The sequence below is a fragment of the Neisseria sp. N95_16 genome (genome assembly GCF_002551535.2).
Lineage (GTDB): Bacteria > Pseudomonadota > Gammaproteobacteria > Burkholderiales > Neisseriaceae > Neisseria > Neisseria brasiliensis.
The window spans coordinates 1-7875 of record NZ_PDBT02000089.1 but is presented as its reverse complement, the minus strand read 5'-3'; the positions used below and the strand labels follow the sequence as shown (position 1 = coordinate 7875).

9 protein-coding genes and 2 pseudogenes are annotated in these 7875 nt (G+C 50.0%); 2 read left to right on the top strand and 9 right to left on the bottom strand.

All coding sequences use genetic code 11. The features are described from left to right. A partial coding sequence (locus CRG49_RS14030) for a helix-turn-helix domain-containing protein (RefSeq protein WP_157807900.1) occupies positions 1 to 143 on the bottom strand: 143 nt, incomplete at its 3' end. A 183-nt stretch (positions 144 to 326) separates the two neighbouring features. Between CRG49_RS14030 and argS the strand changes: the two genes are divergently transcribed. Further along, on the top strand, positions 327 to 2045 hold the full coding sequence (gene argS / locus CRG49_RS11470; protein ID WP_095501743.1) for an arginine--tRNA ligase: 1719 nt from the start codon (positions 327 to 329) through the stop codon (positions 2043 to 2045). Positions 2046 to 2285: 240 nt separating this feature from the next. Continuing rightward, on the top strand, positions 2286 to 2870 hold the full coding sequence (locus CRG49_RS11460; protein ID WP_095501742.1) for a DUF2238 domain-containing protein: 585 nt from the start codon (positions 2286 to 2288) through the stop codon (positions 2868 to 2870). Positions 2871 to 2948: 78 nt separating this feature from the next. Here CRG49_RS11460 and CRG49_RS11455 read toward each other — a convergent pair whose 3' ends face one another. From CRG49_RS11455 to CRG49_RS11425, 8 genes and pseudogenes are all read right to left on the bottom strand, one after another. Then, positions 2949 to 3698 carry an aldo/keto reductase family oxidoreductase gene (locus CRG49_RS11455; RefSeq protein WP_198515166.1) on the bottom strand — a complete coding sequence of 250 codons (750 nt, stop codon included), beginning with the start codon at positions 3696 to 3698 and terminating at the stop codon, positions 2949 to 2951. Then, positions 3653 to 3850: a hypothetical protein gene (locus CRG49_RS13395; protein ID WP_198515165.1), complete on the bottom strand. Its 198-nt coding sequence runs from the start codon at positions 3848 to 3850 to the stop codon at positions 3653 to 3655. The genes CRG49_RS11455 and CRG49_RS13395 overlap by 46 nt, the downstream gene beginning before the upstream one ends. A gap of 64 nt (positions 3851 to 3914) precedes the next feature. Continuing rightward, positions 3915 to 4271: an STAS/SEC14 domain-containing protein gene (locus tag CRG49_RS11450; RefSeq protein WP_095501741.1), complete on the bottom strand. Its 357-nt coding sequence runs from the start codon at positions 4269 to 4271 to the stop codon at positions 3915 to 3917. A gap of 15 nt (positions 4272 to 4286) precedes the next feature. Beyond that, positions 4287 to 5175: pseudogene (locus tag CRG49_RS11445) on the bottom strand (DMT family transporter). Between the two features lie 104 nt (positions 5176 to 5279). Then, positions 5280 to 6035 (bottom strand): alpha/beta hydrolase, encoded by a 756-nt coding sequence (locus CRG49_RS11440; protein ID WP_095501740.1) that lies wholly within the window; start codon positions 6033 to 6035, stop codon positions 5280 to 5282. A 103-nt stretch (positions 6036 to 6138) separates the two neighbouring features. Then, positions 6139 to 6720, bottom strand: a complete 582-nt coding sequence (locus CRG49_RS11435; protein ID WP_095501739.1) for a bifunctional 2-polyprenyl-6-hydroxyphenol methylase/3-demethylubiquinol 3-O-methyltransferase UbiG — start codon at positions 6718 to 6720, stop codon at positions 6139 to 6141. An 84-nt stretch (positions 6721 to 6804) separates the two neighbouring features. Next, entirely contained in the window at positions 6805 to 7755 is a 951-nt protein-coding gene (locus tag CRG49_RS11430; protein WP_095501738.1) for a nitronate monooxygenase family protein, read from the bottom strand. Positions 7756 to 7788: 33 nt separating this feature from the next. After that, positions 7789 to 7875: pseudogene (locus CRG49_RS11425) on the bottom strand (IS5/IS1182 family transposase); the annotation flags it as partial.

Below are 7875 nucleotides of genomic sequence, written 5' to 3'. Positions count from 1 at the left end.
CCGTTGACGGAATGCCGTCTGATTTCCCGACTGACGGTGGCGGGATGACAACCGATGTTCTGTGCGATTTGGTTTAGGGGTAGGTTGCGGTAATGTCTGGAAATGTAGTATCTTTGGTGTGAGGTCAGTTGTGTGTAGGCCATATTGCAATCTTTCTTGTCAGGAAAGGCAGTATACTACCGCATACTGGCCTTTTCTGTTATTGGAAATTGCACTTGTTAGGCGAATGTAAGGGCCTTTATGCTGTTTTAAAGCACCGATTTCCCTTAAAATACCGCCTGAACAAACGACCGCATGACTTGCATTTATTAAGAGACTGAAACACCATGAATTTACACCAAACCGTAGCGCGTGAAGCCGAAGCCGCTTTCGCCGTCGCCAATATTGCCGGTGCGCCTGTTGTATTGCAACCGGCCAAAAATGCCGATTTCGGCGATTTCCAAATCAACGGCGTGATGGGTGCGGCCAAACAGGCCAAGCAAAATCCACGCGAACTGGCACAAAAAGTGGCCGATGCGCTGGCTGGCAATGCCGTTATCGAATCTGCCGAAGTGGCGGGTCCGGGCTTTATCAACCTGCGTTTACATGCTGATTTTTTGGCACAAAATATTCAGACGGCCTTAAACGACACCCGATTGGGCGTGGCTGAAAATACCAACCCGAAAACCGTGGTCATCGATTATTCTTCGCCCAACTTAGCCAAAGAAATGCACGTCGGCCATTTGCGTTCGAGCATCATCGGAGACAGCATTTCGCGCGTATTGGAATTTTTGGGCGACAACATCATCCGTCAAAACCACGTCGGCGACTGGGGCACGCAATTCGGCATGCTGGTGGCCTATATGGTGGAGCAGCAAAAAGACAATGCCGCATTTGAACTGGCCGATTTGGAGCAATTTTACCGCGCCGCCAAAGTGCGCTTTGACGAAAGCCCTGAATTTGCCGACACTGCGCGCGAATATGTGGTGAAACTGCAAGGCGGCGATGAAACCGTATTGGCCTTATGGAAGCAGTTTGTCGAGATTTCCTTAAGCCACGCGCAAGCCGTTTACGACACGCTGGGTTTGAAGCTGCGCCCTGAAGATGTGGCGGGCGAATCAATTTACAACGACGATTTGCAGCCGGTGGTCGATGACTTGGTGGCGCAAGGTTTGGCGGTTGAAGATGACGGCGCGAAAGTGGTGTTTTTGGAAGAATTCAAAAACAAAGAAGGCGAACCAGCGGCGTTTATCGTGCAAAAACAAGGCGGTGGCTTTTTGTATGCATCCACCGACTTGGCTTGCGTGCGCTACCGTGTAGGCCGTCTGAAAGGCGAGCGCTTGCTGTATATCGTTGACCACCGCCAAGGTTTGCATTTTGAACAGCTGTTCACCACTTCACGCAAGGCCGGCTACTTGCCGGAAAACGTAGAAGCGGAATTCATCGGCTTCGGCACCATGATGGGCAAAGACGGCAAACCGTTCAAAACCCGTTCGGGCGATACGGTGAAGCTGGTGGATCTGCTCGATGAAGCGGTTGAGCGTGCCACCGAATTGGTGCGAAGCAAAAACCCGGATTTGAGCGCGGAAGAAGTCGCCCAAATCGGCCAAACCGTCGGCATTGGCGCCGTAAAATACGCCGACTTGAGCAAAAACCGCACCAGCGATTATGTGTTCGATTGGGATGCGATGTTGAGCTTTGAAGGCAACACCGCGCCTTACCTGCAATACGCCTACACCCGCGTGCAAAGTGTGTTCAAAAAAGCCGGCGAATGGGATGCAGCCGCCCCTTTGGCTTTGACCGAGCCTTTGGAAAAACAACTGGCGCTGGAGTTGCTGAAATTTGAAGACGTATTGCGCAGCACCGCCGAGAGCAGCCATCCACACTACTTGGCCGCCTATCTTTACCAAGTGGCCACGCTGTTCTCACGCTTCTACGAAGCCTGCCCGATTTTGAAAGCCGAAGGCCAAGCACGCAACACACGTTTGCAGTTGGCCAAGCTTACCGGCGATACGCTGAAACAAGGTTTAAATTTGCTCGGCATTGAGACCTTGGAAGTCATGTAATTAATTAGTTAATGATGATTAAAGCTGAGACCTTTGCAAATCCCTATCTTTGGCACATTTCTTCGTTGTGCGCTGCTCGAAAGCTTGCCTATCTTTATGATATGTCTGCGCTTTCTGCGCTGCTCTACAACTTTGAACTGTACTCAAATCTAGGGTTTTGCAAAGGTCTCAGGCCGTCTGAAAACATATTTTTCAGACGGCCTTTTTGCTATTATGCCATTTTGATTCCTTAAGATACTTATGAACCGTTATCATCTGATGCTGGCGATTGTCGGCGCGACGTTAATTTGGTCGGGCATCAGCCCAAAAGACTACCCGACTTGGGGCTTGGAAGTGGCGCCGGCTATCATCGGCACGGTTTTGCTGCTGGCAACCTACCGCCGCTTTCGCTTCAGCGATTTTGCCTATTGGGTGATGACGTTTCACGCGGTGGTGCTGATTGTCCGTGGGCATTATACTTATGCCGAAGTGCCACTGTTTGACTGGCTGAAAGAGCCGATGGGCTGGGAGCGCAACAATTACGACAAACTCGGCCACTTTATGCAGGGCTTTTCACCGGCAGTCATCGCAGCGGAAATTTTGTGGCGAAACCAAGTCATCACCAGCCGAAAATGGTTGGTTTTCCTCAGCCTTTGCGTGTGCATAGCGATTAGCGCGGTGTATGAATTGATTGAATGGCTGGTGGCGGTGTTGAGCGGCCAAAGCGCGGAAGCATTTTTAGGCACGCAAGGCTATGAGTGGGATACGCAGGCCGATATGATGTGGTGTGGTATCGGTGCATGCGTGATGTTAGCTTGCTTGGTGTGGAAAAAGCATTTTCGCTAAGAAGCTGACTGACTCTCTTTAAGTTGGCATCCTTCCTCTTATGCAGGCATAAAAAGGCAGGATGCCAAGCCCCGACCATTAAGGCACTTCATGCCCCAATGCGGCAGAATACACATTAATCCATGCTTCTTCGCTGAAGCGGATAGTCAGCGCATCAACGGCATTTTTCACGCGCTCGATTTTGCCGGAGCCGACAATCGGCATCATGCCACTCGGGTGGTTGAGCAGCCAAGCATAGGCCAGCGTGTCGATGCGGGTTTCGTTGTAAGCCTCGCCTGCTTTCAACAAAGCTTGGGCAACGCGTTGGCTTTGTTCATCACTGCCATCAAACAATTGACCGCCGGCCAAAGGCGACCATGCCATTGGTTTGACGCGTTTTTTCAAGAGATAATCCAAGCTACCGTCTTCAAATGGGACGATGTGCAAAGGAGAAATCTCGATTTGGTTGGTCGCCAAGGTTTGGTTAACATATGATTGCAACATATTGAATTTTTGAGTGGAATAGTTTGACACACCAAAATGGCGCACCAAGCCACGCGAATGCAGGTTATCAAACGCTGCCGCCACTTCTTCTGGGTTCAGGCAAGGTGACGGACGGTGCATCAGCAATAAGTCGAGATGATCGCAATTTAATTCTTTGACCGAACGCTCGGCCGACCAGATAATATGTTCCGCGCTGTTGTCATAAAATTTGCTTTTCATCTGTGACAAGGCTTCGTTGGGGAACGAAATGCCGCATTTGCTCACAATCGTCATTTGATCGCGCAGGCTTTTTTCCAATTTCAATGCTTCGCCAAATTGGCCTTCGTTGATGAACCACCATAACACGCGGCATGGTCGAAAGTGTTGATGCCTAAATCCAACACCTCATGAATCAGCTTCAAATAGCCTTGCGCATCTAATTGCCATTCATGCGCGCGCCAGTAGCCATGCACCAAACGGCTCATGTTTAAATCTTGGTTAATGGTATGGTAATGCATATTCGTTCCTTTATGTTTGTAAAGCAAAAAGCCGTCTGAATCATGTTCAGACGGCCTTAAATCATTATTTAGAATTGCGCTCCAACAGCCAAGCTTGCGCTTCGGCCACATCATCAAAATATTTCGGATGCTGGTTGGTAATCAGGCTGGATAAACGTGCGCCGAGCTTAATCCAAATGTCGTCGGTCACCACCGCCACACGGCCGAAATCGTCTTCGTGTTCGTTTAAAAACTTAATCTGCTCCACCGCCATATCGATGGTGAAATCTTTCAGCAGCGTCATATCCAAAAGCATATCGGGCAGACGGATTTTTTGTTTGCAGTCAAGCAAAGCCTGCTCCAATTCGCGGAAATCATCTAAGGTAAATTCGTTGTACAAAGCCACATTCAGGCCGTAAGACTGCTCGCGGATAGAAATCATGTTTTGCTCCTCGTTTTATTTGAAAAAAAGCCGCTTTATCCAAACCGGCTTAATGCCGCTTAATACACCGCTAGCCACAATAATAATCATACCGAGCACTTCCTGCCAAGTGATTTTATCGCCCAGCAGCCACATGCCCGACAAAGCAGCGAATACCACCGTTAAATACGACAAGGATGCCACGGTAAATTTGTTGCCCACTTTATAAGCATGGGTCATGCACAACTGCGCCACCGTCGCGCTGGCACCAATCCCCAGCAAATACGGGGTACTGCCCCACGATAACGCATGCCAGCCGGAAACACTCGCCCACACCGCCGACACTACCATGCCGGTAATCGACAGGAAAAACACCACCCGCCAGCCCGGTTCGCCCAAAAGCGACAATTCGCGCACCTGCATATATGCCCAACCCGACATCGCACCACCGGCCAAACCAATCAGCGCCGGAAACACCTGACCGCTCTCAAACGACGGGTTCAGCAACACCACCACGCCGATAAAGCCCAACACCAACACCGCCTGCGTATAAAGCGCAATACGTTCTTTCAACACCAAAAACGAAAACACCGCCAAAAAAAATCGACGAGGTATAGCCCAGCGTCACGCCCGTGGCCAGCGGCAAATGCATCACCGCGTAGAACAGGCACAACATCGCCAAGGTGCCGACGACGCTGCGGTTAAGATGCAGCTTCCAATGCGGAGAGCCGAATGTTTCGCCACGCATTTTCGCCATCAAGCCCAACACCAGCGCGGCAAAGCTCATGCGCCAAAACACCAGTTCGCCGCTATTCAAGCCAAATTCCTGCGAAGCCGCTTTGATGCACAGGTTCATAATGGTAAAACCCACCGCGGCCACAATAATCCAAGCGGAGCCGAGCAGGTCTTTGTTGCTTTCAGTCATGTTGACAGAGTTCAAAAAATTAATCGGTTAATATTATAACAAAGGCCGTCTGAAAATACGCGGTTCAATCGCATCAGCAAAAAATATTCAGCGTTCAGACGGCCTTAATCGGCGAAGAAGCCGATAATCTTCTGAATCGCCACGTCCATATGCTTGGGTTGGGAAAACGGATGATCCGCGCCCTCCACCGCAATCAATTCGACCACATTGTTTTCAGCAAAGGTTTTCGATACACCAATGTCGATCATCTCGTCGACCGTACCGTGTAGAATTAACAGGTTATCCGCATCGTCCAAATAATCATGCTGCATCACGTCCGCCGCTTGCAAGGCATCCAAAAAATCCCTGCCAATCTTCATTTTGCGCTCAAAGCCGAGCAACACTTCCTTGCCCTTCTCCACCTTGCTACGCTCGTCTGCCGACATATTGTCCAGCAGAGTTTGATACATTTGAATCGCCGGCGCGCGCAATGCCACTTTGTGAAACGGATTGCCGTTTTGCGCCATATAATTCAGCGTGAGATAGCCGCCAAAACTATTGGCATAAGCATAAACCCGCTTGGCACCAAGCTGCGTTTGCGCATATTCAACCACCAGCGACAAATAAGCAAGGCATTCATCCAGCAGCAATTTTTTACGCGCATCCGCCCCATGACAAGGCCAATCAAACGCCAGCGCGGCATAATTGTGATACTTGGCAATCAAACGCTCACCAAATTTCACCGTCGAGCGGCCGTCTTTACTGCTGCCGAAACCATGCATCACAATCACCACATTTTCCACCGCATGCAGGTCTTTTTCGTAAAATAATTTACAACGCACGCTGTAACCGCGCTCGTTGATGTCGAATAGTTTTTCCATATTGATTCACATCATTTCATTCTTCATGATTGGCATCATAACGCTATTGGCTTGCCGATAAAAGGCTGAGGCCGTCTGAAGTGAAAGCCTGAGACCTTTATTTTCAGACGGCCTTTCGTCCCAATAAATAAATCACCGATTTGGCATCATCGCCTTCGCCTGTGCGATGGTGTTCGGCAATCAACCAATCTAAGCCGCTAAAGGCTGTCTGAAGCGTAGCCAAATCAGCCAACATATTGATATCGCTAGGCCCTTTCACCAATGCCGCCTGCTCGGGATGAAAAAACACACCGGCAAACAGGCCGTCTGAAACCAGCGCGTTAACGATATTTTGCGCCACGCGGCTGCGCACCGGTTCGGCAAAATGACAGTTGACCGAGCTAATCACCGCATAGGTTTCAGACGGCATCGCCATCTCAGCAACATCAGCCACGCGTGCGGCAAAATCCACACCTTTCAATGCCGCCAACCTTTGCGCCTTGGCAATACCCACCGCCGACAAATCCACCCCTTCCGCCAGCAAACCCTGCTGCACCAGAAACACACCGTTGCGCCCTTCACCGGTCGCCAAATCCAATGCCCGCCCTGAAGCAGGCAAATACGGCTGAATGCGGCGAATAAACTCATGCGGCTCGGTGCCGAAAATAAATTCATCGGCGGCGTAGCGTTCGTCCCATTTGCTCATGGCTGCCTTTCTATCGGCAAAAGCGTATTTTAACGCAAAAGGCCGTCTGAAAAATCACTTTCAGACGGCCTCAATTTAAGCATTTCAGTTCATCAATTCATCCACCAATTCCTGCACGGTTTTGATTTTATCGATGGCGGAAATGCCGTTGCCCACCGACACATAACCCTGCTCAAAATTGCCTTCCAGCATGCCCAAACGCATGCCTGTGCCGGCGTTCATCAGCTTAGCGATTTCGCTGCGTGGCGCACCGCTTTCGCTCAATTCAAAACATTGTTTGGCCAATTCGGTCGGCAGCGAGCGGTAGTAATAAGGCTCGGTGCGGAACAGCAATAAATCATTGGCGCTTGAATCGACAATCCAATCTTTCACTTTTTTGCTGGCACGGCATTCTTCGGTGGCGATAAAGGCCGTGCCAATCCACACGCCTTCTGCGCCCAAGGTATAAGCCGCCTGCACGTTGCGTTTATCGGCGATGCCGCCCGCCAGCATAATCGGCAAGTCGACTTTACCGACAAATTCGGCCAATACGGAAAAACTGCCCATTTCTTTCATCGGCAAAGTGCCGCCTTCATCAAAACCGGTCAACACCAAAATGTCCGCGCCCAATTCCTGCGCTTTCAAAGCGTCGGGCAAATTCGGGTTCGGCAGGCGACAAATGATTTTAGTACCGGCTTGTTTGAATTTGGCGTAAATCTCAGGGTCAAGTGCGCCATTATCCAGCACGACCGGCACGCGCTCTTCGATAAACAAATCCACCATATGCGGAATCAGCGAAAAATCGTAAGACAAAATAAACGGCACACCAAAAGGCTTATCCGTCAGCGCTTTCACTTTGCGAATCTCATTGCGCATGCGTTCAATCACATCTTCATTAGAAGTCGGATTCGTGGTCTGCCCTGCGTGTGGTGCTAAAAAGCCCAAACCACCGGCTTCAGCCACCGCCGCCACCAAGCGCGCATCGGTCAGCCAAGACATCGGTGCTTGCACGATTGGGTGTTTGATATTCAGGATTTCGGTAATGCGGTTTTGCATGATATTTTCTCGTTGCTTGATTAGGGCGTGTCCTCAATTTAACTTAGCATGAATAATAGAGCAAGCCAAGTAAAGCATCGATTTAAAATTACGAGCTAATTTCTCATAGCGAGTAGCAAT

What these genes read in the sequence shown, in the direction of transcription:
- argS (WP_095501743.1), top strand. Translation starts at nt 327, where the DNA reads ATGAATTTACACCAAACCGTAGCGCGTGAAGCCGAAGCCGCTTTCGCC.
- CRG49_RS11460 (WP_095501742.1), top strand. Translation starts at nt 2,286, where the DNA reads ATGAACCGTTATCATCTGATGCTGGCGATTGTCGGCGCGACGTTAATT.
- CRG49_RS13395 (WP_198515165.1), bottom strand. Translation starts at nt 3,850, where the DNA reads ATGCATTACCATACCATTAACCAAGATTTAAACATGAGCCGTTTGGTG.
- CRG49_RS11450 (WP_095501741.1), bottom strand. Translation starts at nt 4,271, where the DNA reads ATGATTTCTATCCGCGAGCAGTCTTACGGCCTGAATGTGGCTTTGTAC.
- CRG49_RS11440 (WP_095501740.1), bottom strand. Translation starts at nt 6,035, where the DNA reads ATGGAAAAACTATTCGACATCAACGAGCGCGGTTACAGCGTGCGTTGT.
- CRG49_RS11435 (WP_095501739.1), bottom strand. Translation starts at nt 6,720, where the DNA reads ATGAGCAAATGGGACGAACGCTACGCCGCCGATGAATTTATTTTCGGC.
- CRG49_RS11430 (WP_095501738.1), bottom strand. Translation starts at nt 7,755, where the DNA reads ATGCAAAACCGCATTACCGAAATCCTGAATATCAAACACCCAATCGTG.